Annotated in this window: 25 protein-coding genes; 5 read left to right on the plus strand and 20 right to left on the minus strand. The window is 37.6% G+C overall.

Going from position 1 to position 25,058, the window contains the following annotated elements; genetic code table 11:
- Positions 1 to 17: 17 nt before the first annotated feature.
- The gene (locus tag NMU02_RS07185) at positions 18 to 224 is read left to right on the plus strand and encodes a hypothetical protein (protein ID WP_255026975.1); all 207 of its coding nucleotides are present in this window, start codon (positions 18 to 20) and stop codon (positions 222 to 224) included.
- A gap of 34 nt (positions 225 to 258) precedes the next feature.
- Positions 259 to 1,089 (plus strand): YwqG family protein, encoded by an 831-nt coding sequence (locus tag NMU02_RS07190; protein ID WP_255026976.1) that lies wholly within the window; start codon positions 259 to 261, stop codon positions 1,087 to 1,089.
- A gap of 15 nt (positions 1,090 to 1,104) precedes the next feature.
- On the opposite strand, the gene NMU02_RS07195 is transcribed toward NMU02_RS07190, so the two are convergent.
- From NMU02_RS07195 to NMU02_RS07260, 14 genes are all read right to left on the minus strand, one after another.
- Positions 1,105 to 1,812, minus strand: a complete 708-nt coding sequence (locus NMU02_RS07195) for an MBL fold metallo-hydrolase (RefSeq protein WP_255026978.1) — start codon at positions 1,810 to 1,812, stop codon at positions 1,105 to 1,107.
- A 55-nt stretch (positions 1,813 to 1,867) separates the two neighbouring features.
- Positions 1,868 to 2,872 carry an NADP-dependent oxidoreductase gene (locus tag NMU02_RS07200; RefSeq protein ID WP_255026979.1) on the minus strand — a complete coding sequence of 335 codons (1,005 nt, stop codon included), beginning with the start codon at positions 2,870 to 2,872 and terminating at the stop codon, positions 1,868 to 1,870.
- A gap of 80 nt (positions 2,873 to 2,952) precedes the next feature.
- A complete protein-coding gene (locus tag NMU02_RS07205; protein ID WP_255026981.1) occupies positions 2,953 to 3,648 on the minus strand; it encodes a phosphatase PAP2 family protein in 696 nt (231 codons plus the stop codon).
- A 136-nt stretch (positions 3,649 to 3,784) separates the two neighbouring features.
- Positions 3,785 to 4,540, minus strand: a complete 756-nt coding sequence (locus NMU02_RS07210; RefSeq protein ID WP_255026982.1) for a tetratricopeptide repeat protein — start codon at positions 4,538 to 4,540, stop codon at positions 3,785 to 3,787.
- Between the two features lie 4 nt (positions 4,541 to 4,544).
- Positions 4,545 to 6,338, minus strand: coding sequence for a BatD family protein (locus NMU02_RS07215; RefSeq protein ID WP_255026983.1), 1,794 nt, complete (start codon positions 6,336 to 6,338; stop codon positions 4,545 to 4,547).
- A gap of 21 nt (positions 6,339 to 6,359) precedes the next feature.
- Positions 6,360 to 7,100 carry a BatD family protein gene (locus tag NMU02_RS07220; protein ID WP_255026985.1) on the minus strand — a complete coding sequence of 247 codons (741 nt, stop codon included), beginning with the start codon at positions 7,098 to 7,100 and terminating at the stop codon, positions 6,360 to 6,362.
- An 11-nt stretch (positions 7,101 to 7,111) separates the two neighbouring features.
- The gene (locus NMU02_RS07225; protein WP_255026986.1) at positions 7,112 to 7,876 is read right to left on the minus strand and encodes a tetratricopeptide repeat protein; all 765 of its coding nucleotides are present in this window, start codon (positions 7,874 to 7,876) and stop codon (positions 7,112 to 7,114) included.
- Between the two features lie 70 nt (positions 7,877 to 7,946).
- Entirely contained in the window at positions 7,947 to 8,969 is a 1,023-nt protein-coding gene (locus NMU02_RS07230; RefSeq protein WP_255026991.1) for a vWA domain-containing protein, read from the minus strand.
- 12 nt (positions 8,970 to 8,981) lie between these two features.
- The gene (locus NMU02_RS07235; protein WP_255026992.1) at positions 8,982 to 9,965 is read right to left on the minus strand and encodes a vWA domain-containing protein; all 984 of its coding nucleotides are present in this window, start codon (positions 9,963 to 9,965) and stop codon (positions 8,982 to 8,984) included.
- A gap of 72 nt (positions 9,966 to 10,037) precedes the next feature.
- Positions 10,038 to 11,033, minus strand: coding sequence for a cell wall anchor protein (locus tag NMU02_RS07240; protein ID WP_255026994.1), 996 nt, complete (start codon positions 11,031 to 11,033; stop codon positions 10,038 to 10,040).
- A gap of 39 nt (positions 11,034 to 11,072) precedes the next feature.
- Entirely contained in the window at positions 11,073 to 11,942 is an 870-nt protein-coding gene (locus NMU02_RS07245) for a DUF58 domain-containing protein (protein ID WP_255026996.1), read from the minus strand.
- 26 nt (positions 11,943 to 11,968) lie between these two features.
- On the minus strand, positions 11,969 to 12,964 hold the full coding sequence (locus tag NMU02_RS07250) for an AAA family ATPase (protein ID WP_255026997.1): 996 nt from the start codon (positions 12,962 to 12,964) through the stop codon (positions 11,969 to 11,971).
- A 173-nt stretch (positions 12,965 to 13,137) separates the two neighbouring features.
- Complete coding sequence (locus tag NMU02_RS07255) at positions 13,138 to 14,400, minus strand: HU family DNA-binding protein (RefSeq protein ID WP_255026998.1); 1,263 nt, start codon at positions 14,398 to 14,400, stop codon at positions 13,138 to 13,140.
- Entirely contained in the window at positions 14,390 to 14,683 is a 294-nt protein-coding gene (locus NMU02_RS07260; protein WP_255026999.1) for an HU family DNA-binding protein, read from the minus strand. The genes NMU02_RS07255 and NMU02_RS07260 overlap by 11 nt, the downstream gene beginning before the upstream one ends.
- A 181-nt stretch (positions 14,684 to 14,864) precedes the next feature.
- Here NMU02_RS07260 and ppk1 point away from each other — a divergent pair, with 181 nt between their 5' ends.
- Complete coding sequence (ppk1, locus tag NMU02_RS07265) at positions 14,865 to 16,952, plus strand: polyphosphate kinase 1 (RefSeq protein WP_255027000.1); 2,088 nt, start codon at positions 14,865 to 14,867, stop codon at positions 16,950 to 16,952.
- Here ppk1 and NMU02_RS07270 read toward each other — a convergent pair whose 3' ends face one another.
- Entirely contained in the window at positions 16,953 to 17,879 is a 927-nt protein-coding gene (locus tag NMU02_RS07270) for a ketopantoate reductase family protein (protein WP_255027002.1), read from the minus strand.
- Positions 17,880 to 18,054: 175 nt separating this feature from the next.
- Between NMU02_RS07270 and NMU02_RS07275 the strand changes: the two genes are divergently transcribed.
- Positions 18,055 to 19,314 carry a porin gene (locus NMU02_RS07275; RefSeq protein WP_255027003.1) on the plus strand — a complete coding sequence of 420 codons (1,260 nt, stop codon included), beginning with the start codon at positions 18,055 to 18,057 and terminating at the stop codon, positions 19,312 to 19,314.
- Between the two features lie 58 nt (positions 19,315 to 19,372).
- Here NMU02_RS07275 and NMU02_RS07280 read toward each other — a convergent pair whose 3' ends face one another.
- The 4 genes from NMU02_RS07280 to NMU02_RS07295 all read right to left on the minus strand — a co-directional run bounded on the left by NMU02_RS07280 (position 19,373) and on the right by NMU02_RS07295 (position 23,283).
- Complete coding sequence (locus NMU02_RS07280) at positions 19,373 to 20,560, minus strand: hypothetical protein (RefSeq protein WP_255027005.1); 1,188 nt, start codon at positions 20,558 to 20,560, stop codon at positions 19,373 to 19,375.
- Positions 20,561 to 20,747: 187 nt separating this feature from the next.
- Positions 20,748 to 21,188 carry a PepSY-like domain-containing protein gene (locus NMU02_RS07285; RefSeq protein WP_255027006.1) on the minus strand — a complete coding sequence of 147 codons (441 nt, stop codon included), beginning with the start codon at positions 21,186 to 21,188 and terminating at the stop codon, positions 20,748 to 20,750.
- Positions 21,189 to 21,311: 123 nt separating this feature from the next.
- Positions 21,312 to 22,583, minus strand: coding sequence for a sensor histidine kinase (locus NMU02_RS07290; protein ID WP_255027008.1), 1,272 nt, complete (start codon positions 22,581 to 22,583; stop codon positions 21,312 to 21,314).
- Between the two features lie 16 nt (positions 22,584 to 22,599).
- Positions 22,600 to 23,283 (minus strand): response regulator transcription factor, encoded by a 684-nt coding sequence (locus NMU02_RS07295; protein WP_255027010.1) that lies wholly within the window; start codon positions 23,281 to 23,283, stop codon positions 22,600 to 22,602.
- Between the two features lie 268 nt (positions 23,284 to 23,551).
- Here NMU02_RS07295 and NMU02_RS07300 point away from each other — a divergent pair, with 268 nt between their 5' ends.
- Positions 23,552 to 24,037: a hypothetical protein gene (locus NMU02_RS07300; RefSeq protein ID WP_255027011.1), complete on the plus strand. Its 486-nt coding sequence runs from the start codon at positions 23,552 to 23,554 to the stop codon at positions 24,035 to 24,037.
- A gap of 2 nt (positions 24,038 to 24,039) precedes the next feature.
- Here NMU02_RS07300 and NMU02_RS07305 read toward each other — a convergent pair whose 3' ends face one another.
- Positions 24,040 to 24,933, minus strand: coding sequence for a LysR family transcriptional regulator (locus tag NMU02_RS07305; RefSeq protein ID WP_255027013.1), 894 nt, complete (start codon positions 24,931 to 24,933; stop codon positions 24,040 to 24,042).
- Positions 24,934 to 25,058 lie beyond the last annotated feature (125 nt).

Genomic DNA, 25,058 nt, shown 5'->3' on the forward strand with positions numbered 1-25,058 from the left:
CATATAAACTCGATATAATGAGAAAAAAAATTTGTCCGCAGTGTAAAATTCCTTCACTGTATATTAAAAATACTGCAGGTGAACGCATCCCGGTATATGTTACCGCAGAAGGTAAAGTCATATCGCGTAATGGAAATGTATTACCCGAAGGATCGGACACCGATACTGTTTATTGTATGGGATGTTCCTGGAGTGGCTCCCCACAAAAACTCTCTAACTATTAAATAACAAATTTACACTATAAATATTATAAAAACCATGGGATTATTCGACTTCCTATCCGATAAAAAGAATACAAAAAAATTGCCGGAGAATGTTGCTGAAAAAGTATTAATCGAAATAAAGCATCAAATATCGAAACCCTGTATATCACTAATTTTCAAGGATGAAGAAACCTCTGTATTTAATAGCAAAATTGCCGGAGAACCATTTTTACCGGAAGGATTTATTTATCCTGTCGATAAATCATCGGGAGAACCACTCGTATTTCTGGCCCAGATAAATTTCTCGGAACTTCCTCGTATCGAAGGATTCCCGGCAAACGGTATCCTGCAATTCTATATAAAAGACAAAATGTTTTACGGGATGGATTTTGATAACAGAATAAATCAAAATTCTTTTCGTGTCTGTTTCCACCCGGGAATAACTGGAAATGAAACGACCTATTCATCACCTGTAAAGACTTATGACAAAGAAATGTTTCCGGTACACAAAACTTGTAAAATAGAAGGCCGTATTACCACCGACTATATCAGCCATTGGATATGGAACTTTAGAGAAAAACTCTTGCCGGTTTACCAGCAGGTAACCGGGTCCAATGTAGATACGGTTCCCGAAAAAGTTATAGAATTTATAGAAGAAAATCTTCACCCGACTGTAGAAAGCAAAATCGGTGGATACCCTTCATTTACCCAAGAAGACCCCCGTTATGAATACAAAGACTACTCTATCTTACTTTTACAATTGGTCTCTGAAGAATCATCGGGATTGATGTGGGGTGATTGCGGTATCGCTAATTTTTTTATTACTCCTGATGATTTTAAGCGCCTCGACTTTGACAATGTTTTATATAGTTGGGATTGCTATTAAAAACGTTAATAAATTTTATAGATAATAAATCTGGCCCGGTTTCTCCCATTTGACGAATTGCGATCCATGTTTTTCAGCAATCAGCTGAAAAGCAGCTGCTGCATCATAATCATCCCAGAAATGCATCGGAATGAAAACACCTACTTTTATTGTATCCAAAAATTCCTCAGCACCAAGTGCATAATCTTTCCCCATTCTCGGATCGACCGGAAAAAAAGCGACATCAAAAGCCTGAACATCTTTAACAATATCTGCCAACTCCGCCTTAAATGCATTACGAGCTTCCTTTACCTCCTGAAGAGAAGATTCTTCATTCCAGTGCCAATCGTTAAGATCGCCTGCATGAAAAACAGACTGTTGACCGTTCCGAATCCAAAAAGAATCTCCCGAATCGGTAGAGCCAAAAGCCTTTATATCGATTAAATCATCGGAATAAATATCTCCTTTTTTCAAAAATGTAATTCCATCGGAAACAATCCTGCGATGTTTTTTGATATCATGGGATAAAATATAATGAATATCGGGCCGCAATTCTTTCCATTCGAATATCTCAGGATTGAAATGATCTGAGTGAAAATGAGTAGACAAAACATATACCGGTTTAAAGGCACTGCTCAATAAGCCCGGCACGATACTGGCAGGATCTTTATAAAAATCGATGACAACCAGCACTGTTTCTGTTTCTATCGTAAAACCGCTATGATATATATATGTTATTTTCATTCCTTCATTACATTTTAAAATATCCCGACCGTTTGGCCGGGATAAAGATACGTTTTTATTCATTTACACGCACAAGCATTTTTCCGATATTACGCCCTTCGAAAAGATCTAAAAAAGCCCGGGGCAATTCTTCGAAACCATCTATAATCGTTTCGGTATAATGCATCTTTCCTTCTTTTAACCAGGTCATCAAATGAGACAATCCTTCAAGATACCGACGCTGGTAATCTCCGACGATAAACTCTTTAAAATGTCCTCCTTTTTCCAGCACCATCGCCGTAAGCCCAGGTTTTTCCTTATCACCGGTTTCATTATAATAAGCAATACTACCGCTGAACGCTACCCTCCCATGATAATTAAGATGTGCAATTACAGCTTCGGATATCTCACCTCCAACATTATCGAAATAACAATCGACTCCTTTCGGGCATAATTCCGAAATAGCACCCGATAGATCTTTTGTCGTTTTATAATTAATTACATCATCGAATCCAAACTCTTTCCTCAAAATATCGACTTTTTCATCAGAGCCTGTAATACCTATTACCCGACAGTTCATTATACGGGCAATCTGTCCGGCAACTAATCCGACAGATCCGGCAGCGGCAGAAACAAGAACCGCTTCACGAGGTTTAGGGCGACAAATTTCAACCATTCCGAAATAAGCCGTTAAACCCGGCATACCTAAAACACCAAGATAATAGCCATCGGGAAATTCATCGGTATATATTTTTCTTAAACGCTCTACCGAATCAATAGAATAGGTTGCCCAAGGTAACATTCCCACCACGCGGTCTCCTTTAATTAAAGCATCGCTTTTGCTTTCTACCACTGTAGCTACCATACCACCATCAATGGGTTTTCCTACTTCATACGGCCATATAAACGTATTCGATTCATTCATACGCCCTCTCATATAAGCATCGACCGATATAAACTTTGCTTTCAGTAGAACCTCACCGTCTTTTATCTCTCTTAAATGTATATCCTCAAATGCGAAATTATCTTTTACGGGCATTCCCTGCGGACGAGATCGCAATATTATCTGTTTAGCTTTCATAGATAAAACCTTTTATTATTTCTTTATAAAACAATAAAAGGAGGCGAAACGTTCGTCTTTTATCTTAATTTGACAACTAATTACTTAATCGCAAAATTTATAAGAGGTGACGCAATTAAAATGAAAATAAATATAAAGTAGATCATACCCATTACATAAATAGAATCATTAGATCTTTCATATACAGGTCGTGCAGAGGGAAAAATACCTTTGACAAAAAATATCCGGTGTAACGGTAAATATAGACAATAATATACGAAAAGCGCCATTACAGTGCCGATGATAAGGCCGCCAAGGATGTCTCCAGGATAATGTACGCCTACATACATACGTGAATAGCACGAAATCGCAGCCCACAAAAAAGCAGTAAACGTATACCATTTTCTACGAAACAACAACGAGGTAAATAAAGCTAAAGCGATTCCATTAGCCGCATGGCTCGAAGCAAATCCGTAACGTCCTCCCGTATAACCATTCACAATCGTTACATAAGGCGAAAAATCAGGATCCCAAGCCGGTCTCAAACGTTCGAACAACGGCTTAAATACGGCCGAAGCAGTTTGGTCGCTCAGTGTTACCGCCAACCCGATCATCACAGCGGCAAATAAGCCTTCTTTCCAATTCTTTTTAAAAAGAACATATGCCAACATCAATACCAATGGTATCCATATGATACGACCGGTATAAACCCACATTACCTGATCCCAATAAAGACTATGATGACGGTTAAAGAACAAAAAAACAGAGCGATCGAGAGAAATCAGGTTTTCAAACATGCCTAAATATTTAATGATTTGCATTTCTGCAAAAAAAATTTCACGGAATAACGGCTGTAAATATAAAGATTTTTATCATAAATATATATATCTTCGTATCTACAATTCCTTTATTCCGTGAAATCAAAATTTTCGCTTATATTATTTCCAGTTTATCCGAAGGCATCCATCCTCGATTTCCATCTTCCAGTAAAATCTCAGACCAACCTGCAACTTTACTAAGTACCGAAACCTTAGTTCCTTCATGAAGGACAAATAGGTTGGTCCCGCTTTCTGCCGGAGAACTTTTAACAGTTATAGTAGGTGCAAAAACAATTGCTTTATTCCTATCGATCATTTTATCTTTTTGTTCGAAAGCAAAACAATTAGAAACTGCCGATACGAATAATAAAAATAATCCCAGAAAAAATCCGAGTTTTTTAATCACGACACGACGGGTAAAGAAATAAAGATAAGCTCCAGCAATAAAAAGAATAAAACTTATAATACCGATTACGGCCCAGCTATTGGAAGACAATCCATCACGCACGGTTTCTATCCATATCGTAAGAAAAAATTTCCCCACAGGCTCGATCTTATCGGTAATCTTTGTTTTTGCCAATTCAAGATTGAAACGAGTGTCAGCATCACCGGGAGAAAGTAATAATGATCTCTCATAATTAAGTATCGCCCGGGGATATTCTTTATTTTTATAATATGCATTTCCGAGATTATAGTACAAATCGGGTGAACTACCTTTCTCTTTCAATACTTTTTCGTATAACATTATCGCTTTCTGATACTCCTGCTTGCTATAAGCATCATTGGCTTCCTGCAAAATATCTTGTGAAAATACAGCCTGGAAGCTCGATAAACACAAAATTAGATATATATATATTACTTTTATCTTCATAGCTTTATCTCTTTTTTACGGTATTTTCCATTTTACCTATCGCATCGATCGTTTCTTCATATAGTTTATCCATAGCCTCATCCGACTGAGAAGGTGCATAACGGGCAAATTCACATGTATCGAGAATATTCATGAAACGATCCGTTAACTCGTCCCCTGCTCCGTATTTATTCAGTTCTGAAGCCACGTTTTCTCTGGTAAGTTCCGATAAAGGCAAACTCAGTTTATCGCTAAGATATCCCCATACTGCCTTCAAGACTTCTTCATAGAACATTCCCGTATTGTGTTCTTTTAAATATTTACCGGCTTGCTTAAGTCGTCTCGAAGCCACCTTATTTGCTTTTTTGGTCTTCATCAACGCAATATTGGCATTTTCACGGGCTTGTTTCCTGTTCACTATAATAAATATAATAAACAATAATGCCGGTACAATATACCATAACCAATATCCAATACCACCATAAAACGCAGACTGATCTTTTTTCAGATTCTGTTTACCGAGTTTTATAAAATGTATATCTTGGTTGAGTAGCTTCAGGGCCTCCTTATCGGTATAATCCGAAATAGCGGCATTTCCGCCACCGGTACCTTTTTCGACTTTCAAATGGTAAACCGGAGTAGACGTTGTTTTATATGATTTACTTTCAGGATCGAAATAAGAAAACTCGACCGGTGCGATTGTAAAATCCCCGGCATGCCGTGCTATAGCCGTATATTCTATTGTTTTCGTACCCTCCAATCCACTAATTTGTACATCTATTTTAGGATCATAAACTTCAAAATCTTCCGGGAATTTAACTTCAGGAGTCTTCGTAAATTTTACATTTCCTTTTCCTTTCAAAACCAATTTTATTGTGACAGCGTCATTCGTTTTCAATTTTTCCCGGTTAATTGTCGAAGTAAGAGAAAATTCTCCTACAGCCCCCATATAAGTAGCAGGCTTTCCAGCCGGTAATGGCATTACATTAATAGTTGCGGCTTGTGTAGACACCGTTTTTGTCACATCGGAGTAAATAACTGTAGGACCAAAAATTCCTTGTACTTTTCTGGGAACCGGTATAATAAGGTCGTATTTTCCTGAAGTAATCTTTAAGTTTCCAGCATGTTGTGGAAATAACAGGTATTTTCTAACTACAGCCACCTGATAATTTTTACCCTGATAGTTTTCCAGGTCTACCGAAATATTTTTTAAATCTATCTCTTGTACTGCAAATCCCTCGAAAGTAGGATCCTGATAGTTGCCGGATCCTGAAATCTGAGTGCGTGAATACAGTTTTATCGATGCAACGATTGCCTGTTGTTCGTAAACATGAGTATTTGATAAAATAAGACGCGCAAAAACTTCCGGATCCGAAGATGATGTCGCAGCTACGTCGGGATTATTGCCGGTATTTCCTGCTTGCTTATCGGGAGGTAATATCTGTAAAGAAACCGGAGATGTCGAATATTGCTTTCCATTAATTTTTATCGTAGCTGCGCCTATACGAAACGTACCTTCCTGAATCGCCCTTAATGTATAAGTGTAAGATTCTTCGGTTTGAGATGTCGTTCGTCCATTCACAGACACAATCTGACTGCCCTGAGTCACTCCAGGCCCGTACAATAGCTTACAACCCTGAAAATCAGGCACTCTAAGATCCTGTCCCGAACCGTTTATCACGGTATAAGTTACTTGAAAAGACTGTCCTTTAATAACCTGTTTCGGGATAGAAGCTTCGAACTTCGTTTCGTCGGCCCATACTCCCGAAACAAAGAACAATAAAATCGAAAATATGAAAAACAGCTTTTTCACCATCATTATATATTTTATTTTATCATCTTACACTTCATAAAAGGGCATTCTCTTTCGAATTTTTTGCATGTCAGGCTCCACATTTATTTCTGTCCCTTTTACTTTATATTTCTTATTTCCTGTTTTCAAACTGGTTGCCGATATTTTTATACGACCTTTATCCCCAGCTTTCAGAACATAAACATAACTCCATACTTCCTCAACTTTTTGGACGCCATTTTTATCTTTTACTAACTGACGCGTATGATAAGGTTGATATTTAGATATGATTTCGGCATTTTTTATTTCAGGCAGTTCAATATCCGCTTCATATCCATTATACTGAACATACACAATCTTGAATACCTCACCGGGTTCTACATTATCGGGTACCGTAAGGGCAACTTTAACCGAGGGATTATCTTTTCTATTTGTCTTTATTTTTACTTTTTTCGAGGCACTTTTCCAAACTTTACCATCGGCATAAACCGTAGCCGACGGTATCTTTATCGTACCTTCGTTTCCTGCCTGTAATATAATTGTATATATACTGGAAAATATTCCCGATTTCACTACATAATCGGAATAATTATATACGACCTCGGCATTTTTTATACCCGATAATTTAAAATCATACCCACGGGCATTAGACAAAATATAATTTACCCGAAACCGGCTCCCGGGAAGAACTCTGGCTGGTACCTCCACCTCGAACCCAATATCAGATCCTCCTGCAAAAACCGGCATCAATCCGGTTATTAATAATACTAATATAAGAAACCGTTTCATTATAAATTATTTTACCATTCTTTATCGGTTTTCTTTTTCTTTTGTTGCTGCATCAATGCTTTTTTCACCTTTTCTTGAGTATTACGCTCATCCTGTTGTATAGCATCTAGTATTTGCTGCGCATTCTCTTTCGACATTTGGGAAGACGACTGTTGCTGCTGTTGATCTTTCTTATCTTCTTGGTCTTTATTATTTTTGTTATCTTGAGGATTTTGCTTTCCCTGATCGTTTTTCTTATCTTTTTCCTGCTGATCTTTATTATTTTTATCTTTATCCTTATCTTGCTGTTTGTCCTTATCTTGCTGTTGCTGCTGTTGCTTCAACAATAATTGAGCCATTCTTAAATTATAACGCGTCTCATTATCGGAAGGATTCAATCTTAAAGAATTTTTATAAGCCTCGATACTCTCGGCATATTGCTTGTTATGCATAAATATATTTCCGATATTATGCCATGTTTCAGCAAGTTTCCGAGAATCTTTCTCATTAACGACCACTTTTTTATACTCCTCGAGTGCCGCATCGAATTTTTCCTGTTTATATAAAGCATTTCCCAAATTATATGTTCCCATCCATGAATCGGGATTAGCATCGAGCGATTTTCTATAATCGATTTCTGCTTCGGTATATTTTTTATCTTTATATAAATTGTTTCCGCTTCTTATACTATTCCGTTCTAATTTCGGATTTGCCTTTTTATCCACCGGTGCAGCATTTTCCTGAGCAAAAGTCACCGATGAGACGCATGCCAGTAATATAATTATTTTATCTTTCATTTTCAGGTTACCAATCATAACTCTTAAACATAATTCAAAACGTTATTATTTTTACATAATAAAACATTCTTCAAGAGAAAAAATTAATTTTCTTCATCAATTTATTCTTTCGATCGAGAATAAATACATCGGCTAACAATAATAAAAGTGCGATCCAGGCAAGTCCCTGAAATTGTTCGTCATATTCCGAATACACTTTACTTTCGATATCCGATTTCTTCATTTTCTTTACTTCCGACATCAAAGCTCTCAAGGCACTACCTGTATTATCGGCTCCAATGTATATTCCTCCTCCGGCCTGTGCTATTTCACGGCCCAAAGTCTCATTTAATTTTGTAATCACGACATTACCCTGATCGTCTTTTCGTAGTGTATTACTATTTTTACCCATCGGTATAGGAGCACCCTGCGTAGAACCGATTCCGATAACGTCGACCATAATACCTTTCTTGGCTGCCTCCTTGGCTGCTTGCACCGCATCGTCTTCATGATTTTCGGCATCGGTAATTACAATAATCGCTTTATCCGCACTCTTATCTGTTGTAAATGAGCTCATTGCCACATCTATTGCTTTTCCTATAGCCGTCCCCTGAGTGGGAACCATCTCAGGGCTTATACTCGAAAGAAACATTTTCGCCGATACGAAATCGGAGGTAATAGGAAGCTGTGTATAAGCATCTCCGGCAAATACGATCAACCCGACTTTATCGTTATCCAACCCATCTACCAACTTCGAAAGCATTTGTTTTGCTTTTTCGAGTCGGCTCGGCTGTATATCACGGGCCAACATCGAATTAGATACATCGAGCGCCACAACTATCTCAACACCCTGTTTCTTTACAGTTTCCACTTTTGCTCCCATCTGAGGCCGTGCAAGGATAAAAATCAATACAATAAACGCCAGTTGTTGAAGAAAAAATTTTGCTCCCGGTTTATATTTCGATACATCGGGGGATAAATCGTCCAAAATCGAAGGATTTCCGTATTTTTTAAGATTTTTCTTATTACGGTACACGCTATAAATATACACCGCCCATAAAAGAGGTACGATGAACAACAGATATAAATATTCGGGTTGTGCAAATCGAAACATAATCAACAATTTTTATGGGATATTCCTCAAAACCGTATTTCGCAAAAGGATTTCAGCACCCAATAATATGAATGCCAATAAAGCCCAAGGCATATAATTTTCTTCTCTGCGACTATACTCTTTTACTGAAAGTTTGGTCTTTTCCAATTTATCTATTTCCTGAAAAATATCTTTCAGCACGCTCTTATTCGTTGCTCTAAAATATTTTCCGTCTGTTTCGGCAGCAATCTGCCTCAATGTCGTTTCATCTATTTTCACTTCAGCTTTTTCGTACATCACTCCATAAGGTGTCTGCACCGGATATTCTGCCATGCCCTGCGTTCCTACCCCGATAGTATATACTCTAATACCGAATTGTTTTGCTATTTCCGCTGCTGTTAAAGGAGAGATATCTCCCGCGTTATTCGTTCCATCGGTCAACAATATAATCGTTTTCGATTTTGCGGGTCCGTCTTTTATACGGTTAATAGCCGTAGCCAAGCCGTCTCCGATTGCAGTCATATCCTCGATCATTCCGGGATTTACTTCCCTCAGTAGATTAAGTAAAGCTGCATGATCGGTAGTCATAGGACACATAGTAAAACTTTCTCCGGCAAATATCACCAACCCGATATTATCATTGGGACGTCCCGTAATAAACTGTGCAGCCACATCTTTAGCAGCCTGTATACGGTCGGGCTTGAAATCCCGGGCTAACATACTGGTAGAAATATCGAGTGTAACAACGATATCGACACCTTCTCTTGTCTGATTTTCCCAACTGTCGGTCGATTGCGGACGCGCAAGTACAATAATAATACTGGCAATAACCACCATACGCAGAAAAAAAAGAAAGTGACGCAAATAAAATTTCCAAGAACGCGGCAATTTGTCAAACGGCTGCGTAGTAGAAACCTGCAATGCTGCCTGAGCCTTCTTTTGCTTAAAAATATACCATGCGATTGCCGGTATAAGCAAAAGTAACAAAAACAGATATAGAGGATTAGCAAATACCATCTTTTTATATTTTTTCTTTGTAAGAACAAACAGTCCGCCCGATCGCAGACTATTACGTATCTTTTTAAATTTTTAATTCACAACAGAGTCCGAATCATTCTCTTCTTTCCCGGTCGTACCTTCCTGTGCTACTTCCTGCGGTTTTGTTTCTTCGATAAAACGAATCGCATTACGCATAACCGCCTCATTATCTTCGGGTAATGGTCTCATTTTTGCAAATTTCACGAAATCTGCTACTTCAAGAATACTCTTCAGATGTTTATTAACAAGACGTGTTTCTTCGTTACGATGCAAAACAGACATAATCTGAGACGAAGTCATTTCCATCGCATTTATTTGAAAACGGTCGTCGATATAAGTTCTAAGAATATCGGTCACTTGTGTATAATATTCTTTTTCCTGCCCATTTTGCCACAACTTGCTTTCTTTCAGTTTATCAAGAGCCTGCAAAGCCTTTTCATACGGTGGCAATTTAGATTCGGAAGACTCTTCTTCTTCGGTTCGTTTTCGTTTACTCCACCAAAACCAGAAAAGTAAACCTGCTGCTCCCAAAAACAATATCAGACCGATAATAATTAGTGCCGCATCTGAGATAAAATCTCTCAATACGAACGGAGGAGCCTGTACTCCTTTTATATCGAAAGGAGCGGCTGTCGTATCTACTTCGAGCGGAACAACTTTGAGACTTAATGTACCGGTACTGAAAGTATCTTTATTCAATACATATTTAAATGGCGGAATATAATAAAATCCCGAATCGAATGAAGTCACCAGAATATTCTGATTTATCTGAATACGGGAATCAGATAACTCGGTAGTATCAGGTTTAGATATATTCAGTATTTCGACACCGGTAACCAACGAGTCGGAAAATAGTGGAAATTGTACGATCTTTCCTTTATCCTGAGCAACTTCAAGATGTATAAAAGTTTGCTCACCCATCCAAATCGCAGTAGAATCCATCTTCGCACTAACGACAACATTGTCGGCAAATGTCGGAAGAGCAATACAAACGCAAATTCCCAATAAAGCCGTTTTCAATATCGATTTGTTATGTTTCACATCCATAATTAATTTTTTCACAATTTATCGAAAAGCATGTGTCATTCAGCTACGACGTTTAAACAAATTCATTAATGCGATTACATAGTCTTCATCGGTAGAAACAGAAGCGACATCTACCCGGCTCTTACGCATATAATCGAGCATTCTCCCCTGACGGTCATTCCACCAGGCCGAATATGCCTTACGCACTTTTTGAGAAGAAGAATCGACCCAATTCTCTACATTTCGCTCGGCATCGCACATTTTTATTAAACCGACATCGGGCAACACTGTTTCTCTTTTATCATATACCTGAATACCCACCATATCATGTTTACGATTGGCAATCGATAACGCATTTTTAAAATTATCATTCGTAATAAAATCAGAGATCAAAAAAGCCGTACACCGTTTCTTTATCGCATTGGTCATATACTCCAGTACGAGACTAAGATCGGTACCCTTGCTTTCCGGTTGGAAATCGATTAATTCACGAATAATATATAGTATATGCTTTCTTCCTTTTTTAGGAGGAATAAACTTTTCAATCCGGTCTGAAAAGAAAATAACGCCGATTTTATCGTTATTCTGTATCGCTGAAAAAGCTAAAGTAGCGGCAATTTCGGTCATGATAGACTTTTTCATTTCACCTACCGCACCAAAATTACGACTGGCCGATACATCGACAAGCAGCATGACTGTCAGTTCACGTTCCTCTTCAAAAACCTTAATATACGGTTTATTGTGCCGGGCCGTTACATTCCAGTCGATATCCCTCACATCGTCCCCGTACTGATATTCTCTTACTTCAGAAAAAGCCATACCCCGACCCTTAAAAGCCGAATGATATTGCCCCGCAAAAATATTACGGGAAAGCCCCCGGGTTTTTATCTCGATGTGACGTACTTTCTTTAATAACTCACTTGTTTCCATACACTCGTTTTATACAGTGTAAAGCATCAAGGTACTTCAACTTTATTCAAGATTTCGCTGATAATTTCTTCAGCGGTCATATTATTCGCTTCAGCCTCATAACTCAGTCCGATACGATGGCGCATAACGTCGTAACATACGGCACGAACATCTTCGGGAATAACATAACCTCTTTGTTTGAGGAATGCATACGAACGCGAAGCTAAAGCCAAATTAATAGAAGCACGAGGAGATGCTCCGAATGAGATCATTTCTTTCAGCTCATTTAACCCATGATCCTGTGGGAAACGAGTAGCAAAAACTATATCTACAATATATTTTTCTATCTTTTCATCGATATAAACCTTACGCACGATATCTCGTGTTTCAATAATTTCTTCAGATTTTATAACCGGCTGTATCGAAGGACGATCTCCCGAAATATTCTGTCTTATGATCATTTTTTCTTCCTCTTTCTTCGGATACCCGATTACGACCTTCAGCATAAAACGATCGACCTGAGCTTCAGGTAACGGATAAGTACCTTCCTGCTCGATCGGGTTCTGCGTCGCCATCACGAGAAAAGGATCATCTAACTTGTATGTAGTTTCGCCGATCGTCACCTGACGTTCCTGCATTGCTTCGAGTAAAGCACTTTGTACTTTTGCCGGTGCACGGTTTATTTCATCCGCCAATACGAAGTTAGCAAAAATAGGTCCTTTTTTTACCACAAATTCTTCTTTCGCCTGACTGTACACCATCGTACCTACCACATCGGCAGGAAGCAAGTCGGGGGTAAATTGTATTCGGTTATATTTTGCATCGACTAAAGACGCCAATGTTTTAATAGCGAGAGTCTTTGCCAGACCCGGAACCCCTTCGAGCAAGATATGTCCATTAGAAAGAAGGCCTATCATCAGAGAATCTACCAAATGTTTCTGACCAACGATTACCTGATCCATACCTTGTGTAATCATATTCACAAAAGAACTCTTACTAGCAATCAACTCATTAAGTTCCCGAATATCTACTGTTTGACCCATATTATTTTAGTTTTAAAAATAAGTTATTATCGTATTTAATTCAGACCTTGAAGATAGAATGCAAAATTAGCCACGAAGTCTTTACTTTTAACACTTCAAGAGTTAAAAAAGGCTAAGTTATTATTAAAAAATAAGCCGCCTTAAAATGGTTAGACGACTTATTTATTGCAATTCTACTCATATTCCGACAGTATTTCCGTAGCTAATGCTTTCGCTTTTTCTATCGCATTTTTATCATCAGCATTTATCCCGTATTTCGATTTTTCGGGAATTATCAACTTTGTTCCCACCGGAACGTGATTGGGGTTGGGTATAACCGACTTATTTTCACGATAAATATATACCCAAAAAGCCTTATTCCCATAATGTTTTAATGCAATCGTCGTCAGGAATACTCCAGGACGCACAACCTCGGTAACTACATCTTGTCTAATTTTACTTTCAGTCGTCTGCCGTTTATCAACATTCATTAGTCCGGCTTTTTCAGTCTCACTTTCCTGTATTGCCGTTGCACCAATATCTTGCCCTTTACCGGCAACTACCACATTCCTATCTTTTACAACCGCTGTTGTTTTTATCGAATCTGTTACTAAAGTACCAACAAGTGAAACGGTATCTTTGTTTTTGTCGGCATCTTCATTTTGTTTTTTAATAGTCACCGTTACAGGATCAATAGCAACATTTACTTTTCGCTCATTTTCATATCCCTGAAAATATATAAACAACAAAATACAGGCAATAATTATAACAGAGGCCGTAAGAAATCCGGCCCAAAAATTAACCCGGCCTTTATATCGCGAAGAAACGGCAGAATATTCTTCTTCCATTTCTTTTTCATCTTCAGAAATTTCGTCTTCTCTTTCGGTAAAGACAGCTTCTCTCCCTTCCACCGATTTCACAACTTCATCTTCCTTTATTTCCAGATCTTCTTCAGGAACTTCCATATTTGAACTTTCGATCTTTTCCGGCTCTATATTTTTAACGGTCTCAAACTTAAATTCTTCTTCAATAACCTCCTTTTCATTCTCAGTTATTCGTACTTCAACAGGAGAATCGTTTTCTGCTGAAACTTCAGCTTCTTCCTGTACCGTTCCGGTCACATTCAAAGGTGAATCATCCGGTAATATTTCCGACTCAAAAAAAGCAAACGGTGCATTTACAGCATCACGCATACTCTTATCAGGAACAAAAGACAATTTATAATGTCCCGGAATTTCATAAGGCAAACCTGTCTGCACATTTATGCTACTGCGTTTTTCCACCCACACCCGCTTAAATATACCCAAGCCATTTATTTTCAAAAAATCTTCAGACAACAACACATCCAATGCCAATCCGAACAGTTCCCTCAGAAACGATTCCGAATCTTTTTTAGTACGGCCCGACTTTTGCGATAACAAATCGACCAACTCCGGTAAGGATATTTTACTGTTCATTATCTGTACTTTCTTTTAATTTGTTTTTAATCAATGTGCCCGGCTTAAACGTAAGCACGATTTTAGGGGGAATAAGCATTCTTTTCCCGGTAGCAGGATTTACGGATACCCGTTCGGCCCGTTTGCGAGGTTCAAAAGTACCGAAACCCTGAATCGCAAAAGAGTCCATTACTACACTACGTTCTTTTATAATTTGTAATGTATCGGATAAAAGGCCATCGACATCTTTTCGAGACATCCCCAGACGCTTTTGTAACTCTTCGATAAATTGTTTGTGTTCCACCTTCGTTTCTTTTAATAAACGATGCTATATTACGATTTTTTTCCGAATATTCAAAATAAAGGTTCGTGAAACGTTAAAAAAGAGAACTTTACATTATAATACCGAGAAATATTTATCTTTTTGATACTAAAAAAATAAAAAATGGCTATATTTACGTTACGATGATAAACCCCTTCGGATCATGGAAACATTGCGTAGATACTTTAAACGTGATATCAGTTGGCTTTCTTTTAACAGAAGAGTCTTGCTAGAATCTCGAAATAAGGAGATACCGTTATTCGAGCGTATTAAATTCTTATCTATCTATTCGTCGAATCTCGAAGAATTCTATCGTATCCGTATTTCAGAGCATCGCCTCAACGCATATGACCAGGAAATATGTGAAGAAGACCGAAAAAAAGCCCGTCAAACACTGAATGAAATAAATTCGGAAGTAAGCCGCCAGGTTGCAGAATTCTCAAAAATATTTGCAGAAGAAATACTTCCCGATCTCGAACATAACAATATCATATTATATCAGGGACAACCGGTTATAGAAAATCATAAAAACGCTATACAGCAATATTTTTTGGATGAAATCTTCCCTTTTTTACAGCCGGTCTTAATTGAAAAAGACGATATCAGATCGTTTCTTAGAGACAATCGGCTTTATCTCGCCATAAAACTTTTTAAGCGCAAAAAAAATGGTTCTGTCGAAAAAGATCCACAATACGCCCTTATTAAGATTCCATTTTCTAAGGTTCCCAGATTTATTACTCTTCCTCCTTATAATGCAAATCATTATCTGATATTTATCGACGATGCTATCGGAATGCATTTAGATATTATTTTTCCAGGATTCAAGGTCGACTCGTATTTCAGTATCCGCGTGTCGAGAGATGCCGATTTCTCGATCGAATCCGTCAAAAAAGAACAAGTCGTAGAAGAAATAAAGAAAAGGGTAAAAAAAAGAAAAACAGGAAGTACCAACCGTATGGTTTATAACGCCATGATGCCGGAAGATATGCTCAGGTATCTTTGTGAGGCTTATAACATACCCATGGAACAATGCATCCCCGCAGGAAGATATCTGACACTCGAAGACTTGATAAAACTACCCAATCCGACCGAAAAAGAACTTACTCGTAAATCTCCCACTCCACTGCGTGTTCCTGAATTCGATCGGTCAGGTTCTATATTCAAGGTCATCAAAAATCATGATATGCTATTGCATTTCCCATATCAATCGTTCGATTACCTGATACGTTTTCTTATGGAATCGGCCTATGATCCCAAAGTAGAAGAAATAAAACTTACTCAGTACCGGGTCGCCGAAAACTCCGACGTTATAAATTCTCTTATCACAGCGGCGAGAAACGGGAAAAAAGTAACTGTTTATGTAGAGCTGAAAGCCCGTTTCGATGAAGAAAACAATATTGCTACTGCCGAACTGATGAAACAGGCCGGCATAAATATCATTTACGGCATGACCGGATTAAAAGTACATGCCAAAGTAGCACTCGTCCTTCGGAGAACAGACGGCGGAAACAATATAGAAAAAAGTTTTGCTTTCTTAAGTACCGGAAATTTCAATGAAAAAACGGCCAAAATTTATTCCGACATGGGGCTTTTTACTTACGATACGAATATCATTCGTGAACTAAACCGCTTGTTTGAAATTCTCGAAGGGAAAAATGTACCGGCCGAATTTTCAACGCTATTAGTAGCCCAATATAATATGTTACCTGAACTGAATGCCAAAATAGACCGGGAAATTAAGGCTGCAAAGGAAGGGAAAAAAGCATACATTATACTTAAAATGAATGCCTTACAAGATCAGGAGATGATTAATAAATTATATGATGCCAGTGAAGCAGGTGTGAAAATAGACCTCATTGTAAGAGGTATTTGCTGTCTCATCCCTAATCAGCCATATAGCCGAAACATTACGATAACACGTATTATCGACGAGTTCCTCGAACACGCACGCGTCTGGTATTTTTATGCCGGAGGTAAAGAAGAAATATATCTTACCTCAGCCGACTGGATGAAAAGGAATTTATCGAGACGTATCGAGACAGCATTTCCCATACTTTCTTCCCGTTGGAAAAAAGAAATTATCGAAATCCTGTCTATTCAATTACAAGACAATGTTCAAGCCTGTCATATAGACGAACACTTGAATAATATATATGTTCAAAACGATAATCCCAAACGCATACGGGCACAACAAGAAATTTATAAAATACTAAGCCACCGAGAGATTATTTCACAGGAAACAAACAAATAATTACAATTTCTTTTTCAGGGCCTGATACATAGCAGTATATAACGGGGCAGAAATTCCCATATCGGCAGCAGAATGCACGACATACCCGGTTAAGGTTTCCAATTCGTTACGCCCCCCTTTCTTAAAATCGGTATGCATCGATGTCGTAGCCCCCACCGGCATCATCGATTGTGCTTTTACAGATTTATCTATGATATCAGCCGGCAGATCTATCCCTTTTGCCCGGGCAACATTCAACAATTCTCTGCCCAAAGAATCGAAATCATCGGAATGATTCTTTAACACATTCCCAATATTATCATCATAATAAGCGGTTATAGTAGCCGCTATCGATATCATAAAAAATTTCTTCCAGATACGTACTGTAATATCCTCGGGATTTACCGCATTTATACCGGCATCTGTCAATATCTTTACGAACTGTTTTTGTCGATCATGATCCTCTTTTCCTCCGAAAAACAACATTTCTTTATTTGAAAATAATGAAACGACACCCGGCTCTCTTAATCGTGCACCAATGTAGACACAACCTTCCCAAACATCATTTCCAGGGAGAAGAGTCCGTATATGCTCTGAGATATTCACTCCGTTCAATAAAGGCAATATAATTGTCTGTTGACCTATAACCGGCTCGAGTTCTTTCAGATTATCATCGAGATCATACGATTTCGTACAACAAATCAAATAATCGGCAACACCGGCAGACTCCGGTTTATCGGTTACTAACATAGGAACAGCAACAATCTTTTTATCGGACATTTCAATCATCAATCCCTCTTTCCGTATTTTATCAAGATTGGCTCCTCTCGAAATAAATATAATTTCCACATCTTCCGAATTTTTATAAAATGCAGCCAGCATTCCTCCGTAATAACCACCTACCGCACCTATTCCAGAAATAACGATCTTTATTTTTTTATTATCCATTACAAAATATTTTTAAATGCCAAATATATTTATTTCTTTTACAAAATAAACAATAACCTTGCAAATAGGTTTACCTAAAATATACCGTAACATAAATGTAATATATATTAAACATCTTTATAATACCTAAGACATAATTTTGCGCAACAGATAAAAACCTTTAAAACAGTTTTACATGCAGGCACATTCAAAATGCAATCTCCTTCTCTTATTTTATTTAATCTGTAGTATAAATGCGACAGCTTCTGTTAATTACGACAATGACAGTCTTCTTATCGACCCGAAAGAGAAAGAGTCGTTGGTAGATAAAATCAGAAATATGCCTAATATCGAAGTCGGTAAAGGGATTACCTTTCAGCCTAAAAACGAAAGTTACAAGATAACCATGCGTATCCGAATGCAAAATATGGTAAGCGCTACTTTCGACAAAAAATTTTCCAACACCGATATCGAAGCACAAGTAAAACGACTCAGATTGAGATTCGATGGGTATGTATATTCTCCTAAACTAACCTACTCGATACAATTAGGTTTTACTCCTTACGACACGAAATCTCTCCCCAACGGAAATATGAATTTCGTACGTGACGCCATGATTTATTATATACCGTCACCTACATGGAACATAGGTTTCGGACAAACAAAAATAAAAGCAAACAGAGCCCGAATCAACTCATCGAGCGCATTGCAATTCGTTGATCGGTCTATCGTCAATTCCGAGTTTAATCTCGACCGGGATTTCGGTATCTTCGGAGAATATAACAAACGGCTCTTTTCCGATTTTAATATCGGCATAAGAGGCTCGGTTACTTTAGGTGAAGGCCGTAATTGGGTATCTTCTTCAAAAAGCGGTCTTGCCTATACGGGGCGTCTCGAGCTATTCCCTCTTGGCCGATTCAAATCGATGGGTGATATCGCTGAAGGTGATTTCGAACGAGAACAGACTCCTAAGATACTTCTTGCCGGAGCCTTTAGCTATAACGATCGTGCAAAACGGGTTCAAGGTCAAAACGGGGCACTGATCGAAAACAACATGTCACGCAATATTTCTTCTTACTTTTTCGATTTCATTTTTAAATACAACGGCTTTGCCTTTTATACCGACCTAATGGGTCGATTATGCAAAAGCCCCGTATTACATAATGTAGAAAATCAATATATTTATGCCGGTAAAGGGGTAAACATACAAACCAGTTATCTCTTCCCAAAAAACTGGGAAATCGCATTGCGAAATTCTACATTGTTACCCGACGACGATGTAAAAAACTTAGTGGGATATAATTTTTATAATCAAAGTACATTCGGTGTTACCCGCTATCTGATCGGTCACAGCCTAAAAATACAAGCCGACGCCTCCTTTAACTATAAGAAACAGGCCATCGACCCCCAATATAGCCGCTGGATGCTGCGTTTCCAAATAGAACTCGGATTCTGATAAATGCAAAACACTAACCGGCACGAAATAAATAAACAGTTAAAAACATACTCGAATATCATCTGGCTATAGGTTGAATATCTCGTCTCACCGCCTTTGATATTTCGAGATACATATAAAATTTTTTACGAGCTTCTATATTTTTCTTGTTTTGTTCATATTTTTGGTTGGCATACTCCTTCGATTTATCGAAAGTAAGCCGGGATATCTGATTCTGAGATTTACCGACCATTGTAGAATCGATTTGTTCATCGGGAAAAAATTCATCGAGATTTACATCCCCGATCATAGTCGTTTCGAGAAAATTTTTACGAGTATGTTTTTTATCAAGATAATACCCTACAAACATATGCCCAGGCATGCGCACTAATATAGGATCTATATTTATCGCTCTCAATAAAGAAGCGAATAACACACTGCCATCGACACAATTTATTTGGGAAGACTTTATCGCATCATCGAATAAACGTACCCTCTGCGAATAAATCACATTTGAAGAGAGACTCGAAATCGATACCGAACTATATTTAAAATTTCTTTTTTGCAACGCATTCCAAATTGCATAAACCTGCCGATCGACCGAACTGTCTTTTCCGAGTTGATAACCTAAAAAGCGATTTACAATACGGGTATTCAGAGCCTCTCTCAATATGACATCGATCATCGGATGATCTTCATTTACATATGCTGCAAAAAATATACCGGTTTCGTGAAAATGCTGTTTCGAATCGTTATACCCTAAAAGACACTCATTAATACTCCTCACCGAAAACGTGCGTACTTTCTGACCTAAATTCTCAGAATTCAGTTCGGCTCCTATCGCCACACTTACCGGAGTCGGTTGTATATTATCTTTTAAAGCCTGATACTTCCACACGATATCGGGATAAACCAAATATTCGGTTTTCGACTTCGGTAAAATAAACTCCGACACCGATTCGCTAAAAAAAGGCGTTTCAGATACCTTAATACGTAATTTACTATTCACTTTCCCCGATTTTACTTTTATCGCTATGCAAGATTTCGGATTTCCCAGATATGGAGTATCTGCAGGCATTACGATCACCGTATCGGTAACGGCTACCGATAAAACCGCCGACGGAAAAATATTTCCACCCAATTCATCGACAATTTCAAAAGGGGTACTCCATACATTATATTTATATATATACAAGCCTCCTACCAATATAAAAAAGAAAAGCAATACCAATGTCGAGACTTTCCAAATATTACAATCTAACCGCATAAAATAATCTTCTTATTTACAACCAAAGATAAATATAAAAACCGAAAAATAAGACCGATATCCAAAGACAAAAAATTATCTTATTTTTCCCCATAAAATCCGACCTATTTATATATACACAAGACTATGTCTAAATAAAAACATCCCGTGGAAATATTCCACGGGATGTTTTTATAATTTTAAGCAATTAATCGTCGATATCAATCAGATTGAATTTAAGATCGAAGGTCAATTCGAGTCCGTTTGTAAGTTTTACTTCATAATCCCGTTTATCGCGGTCGATTTGAACAACAGATACATCCGGATAATTTTGCTTGATATATTTCATTATTTGAGAAGGTATAATCGCAACAGGTACTGTAGAATATTTACAGTCGACTTCTTTCCAATCGCCATTTTTCAGGAATTCCACTTTGGAACTATTAGTGAATACCACTTCATATTTCGTTTCGAGAAAATCGCGTTCCAATTTCGCAAAAGCCACCTTTTCTTTCGGGAAATGTTGTTTTATAAATTGTTGGGACTTCTGAGGTAACTGATCTACAGTTATGGGTTTGTCATTATCTGCATGAGCGAATGTAATACCGAACATCAATAAGACAACTGAAATAAACATGATCTTTTTCATAACATTTCAAATTTTATTTATTAAACTCTGTTTTTAATTACTGGAACAAAATTGAAACATGATTTTAAAATGAATTTGTAATTTTCGGATCGCCTCAATAAATTAACTTTTTTTATATTTAAATCATGGCCAAACTACAGTGAAACAATGTCGCCCCCGAGAAAAACGATATTCGATATGTAGCCCGTAATACCTGACGACCGAGTTGACCAGAGATAAACCTAACCCGGTAGAACCTTCTTTTTTATTTCCCTGATAAAAACGATCGAAAATACGTTCAGCATCGAGTGCATAATTTCCATCATTTTCGATACTTAATGTCCTGTTGTTTACAGTTATTTTTATATTACCGCCTTCCGGTGTATGTACATATGCATTTTTTATCAAATTCGTAACCAGAGTAGTTCCCAGAGATTCATTCATCTTTACTATAAAAGATCCCGAAATATCGGTTTCACATACAATTTTACGCGATGCATAAATCTCATCATACACTTCAATCTGGTTACCTATCATCGAAGCAATATCGATATCATCATTTTCAGGAAATTGGCCATTCTCTATCTTCGAAAGAAACAATAAAGTTTTATTAAGCTTTATAATATGAGATAATGTGCGTTGCATTTTAAAAAGTTCATTCATTTGCTCCTCGGTAAGCTCTGTATTATCCAATAACCACTCGAGACGATTACCTAAAACAGCCAACGGAGTCTGCAATTCATGAGATGCATTCCCGATAAATTGTTTCTGCTGTTCAAAAAGTTCTTCAGAACGGTCGACCGCCTGTTGAGCGGCTGCATTCAACTTTCGAAATTCGGGTATACGTGTATTATCGGGTATGAGTGTATTTTTCTTTCCCGGCATATAACTATCGAGCCAATGCAACAAATCATATAACGGACGCATACTCCTGTGGAATACCCATAAGGTTACTCCGATTATCACTATCAGTAGCAAAAAATAAAGAATTACTATCCAATACAGAATTGCCCGGAGAAGATCATCTTTTTCGAAAGTAGGGGTCGCTACTTTCAATTCATAATAAACTCCCTGATTATCCATAAAAATAGTAGTAAGAATACGAGCCGGCTCTGTTTCTTCTTTCTCAGGGATATATACTTCAGCATCATAATAATCGATATGAGGATGGGAATCGGCATATGCTTTATTTACCGGAGTAATCGAATAGCTATTGTTCGAACCATTATTAAGTGAGGGTAATTCTCGTCCGGCAAGCATTCGTATAATAATCAGTTCCGAATAATCTTCGAGAGAATCATCGGCTTCGTCGTTAATTTCCTCTATCATTGTAAAATAAAATAATACAGCCCATAATGCGATAAGAGGCAACAAGACTACCGAAAGACGTAAAGCGACACGATAGATTAGTTTCATAAAGACATAGAATTATTTAAGATTCCGAAGAAACAAGTTTGTACCCAAATCCGTATATAGCTTTTATTTCAACCGTTGCCCGGGCTTCGATAAGTTTATGTCGTAAGTTTTTCATTTGGGAATACACAAAATGAAAACTGTCTGCCTGGTCGGCATGATCTCCCCATACAGCTTCTGCTAACACCGACTTATCTACCAAATGATTGGGACGTTGCATGAAATAAAAAAGAATATCGAATTCTTTTTTAAGTAAAGGAAGATCTTTCCCGTCTATCGTCACCCGCCGACTTTCCGGTTCGAGAGAAACATTTCCTTGCGAAAGTACAAGTTCTCCCCCACTTCGTCCACGACGTAAAACACTTTTAATACGAGCTTTGAGTTCAGCTGTATGAAATGGCTTGGGAAGATAATCGTCGGCCCCTTGCTCCAATCCCAAAACTTTATCTTCAAGAGAATCGCGAGCCGAAATTATAATTACATTTTCACGTTTACGTAATTCCTTTATACGTTCGAGTAATTTAAGACCATTGCCATCGGGCAACATTATATCGAGCAAGATGCAATCATAGCTGTATCCCGCAATTTTAGCATCAGCTTCGGAAAATGTGCCGACAGCTTCTACTACATACCGTTCCTGAATAAGAGCCCGTTGCATTATCTCTCTTAAAGAGGGCTCGTCTTCTACAATAAGAATTTTCATGTAACAAATTTATACATTAGATTTTGTAATGAAATTAAAATGAGGAGAAAATAAGTTTATACTCCAAAACATCCACTATATAGCCTTTATTTATTCCACTTTTGTATGACAGGCCATTTTGCCAAATTTACCGCAGATTTTTAACATACTTATATCTTAATTATCGCTTTCATCAATGAAATACTTTGCAAAATTCAATTTATATATATAAAAACCGAACAAACATATTTCCAATTCAGTTGTTTCTCTTAAATAAACATATTATCGTATGGACAGGATAGCAATGCACATAAGAATATTGAATATCAGAGAAATATCATTTATCGATTTTCTTAAAGAAAAAAATGAAAAACCCGTAGGAGAAATAAATGTAAGGCTTTCGATAAAACCGATCCCCGAGCTCGACAATCACACCATTACCCTCGAACTGGGCCTCTTCTATTATACAGGCAATAAAAGAAATCCTCATCCTGTATTGGATTATAAGATCGCGACTTTGTTCGATGTCGCCAATCTCGACGAACTTACCCGCGTAAAACACGAATGGCTGGTTATAAGCCCCGAACTGCTTACCATTATGGCCGGAGTTTCGATCGGATCGTTAAGAGGCATGCTCGCTTTACGTACGCAAGGTAGCTACTACGAAAATCATCCTCTCCCTATTATCAACATATCGCAACTTGTAGCCAATATGCAAGGTACAACACTCAAAGAAACGGTTTCTGAACCTCTATTGAAATTCAAATATGAATAAATTTACAACTTTTTATTATGAGATGCAAACTGCATAAATGCAGAAGCAAGTCCGGCCTCCTGCCCATAATGTTGTACAAAACAAAATTGTCTATTGATACGTGCCTCTTTCAGTTCGATAATTTTAAATTTTCCAGCTGTAAGTTCTTGCTGCAATGCCCTGATCGAAACAACACCCATACAGTCTGAATATTCGAGATAATTCTTTATACTTTCGGTACTTCCCAAAAACATTTGTACGTTTAATGAGGAAAGCTTTATCGCATATTGCTGTAAAACAGATTCAAAAACATCGAGCGTTCCCGAACCTCTCTCCCGAAGAACCAATGGAATTCCGGGCAAATCATACAAACTAATTTCATCGAACCGTGATAATCGGCTTCGAGTACTGGTTATGAGTACCAGTTCGTCTTCCATAAAGGGCATATATTTCATTCCGGTTGTACGCTGAATTCCCTCAACTACTCCCAAATCGATACGATGTTCGGCAAGAGCGGACTCTATTTCTCGGGTATTACCACTCAATAAAGAAAGTCTGACATTTGGAAATTTTTCAAGAAAACATGCTAATAATGCCGGAATTACATATTGTGAAATTGTAGTACTTGCTCCTAAACGCAACTCTCCCGAATGAGTGTTATGCAACAAATTCAACTCATATTCGAGTCGTTTGTAATCATCAATAATACGCTCACTATGTTCGAGCAATATTTCCCCCGCTTTAGTCAATTTTATCCGATTCCCTAATCTTTCGAATAAAGAAACCTGATATTGGGTTTCCAATTCCTGTATATGTTTCGTTATCGCAGGTTGACTAACAAAAAGTTCTTTCGAAGCTTTTGTAAAGCTCAAATTTTTCGCTACACTGATAAAAACCTTCAGTCTGAAATCGGACATGGTTAAATATTTATATATGCATTTTAATACGATTATACAAATCTACAATTTCTAAACGAGATTTTCAAATATGCCTTTTTACAAAACCGATTCTACCTTCTGGAAAAAACAAAGGCCGCATAAAA

The sequence above is a fragment of the Coprobacter tertius genome, assembly GCF_024330105.1.
GTDB classification, from domain to species: domain Bacteria; phylum Bacteroidota; class Bacteroidia; order Bacteroidales; family Coprobacteraceae; genus Coprobacter; species Coprobacter tertius.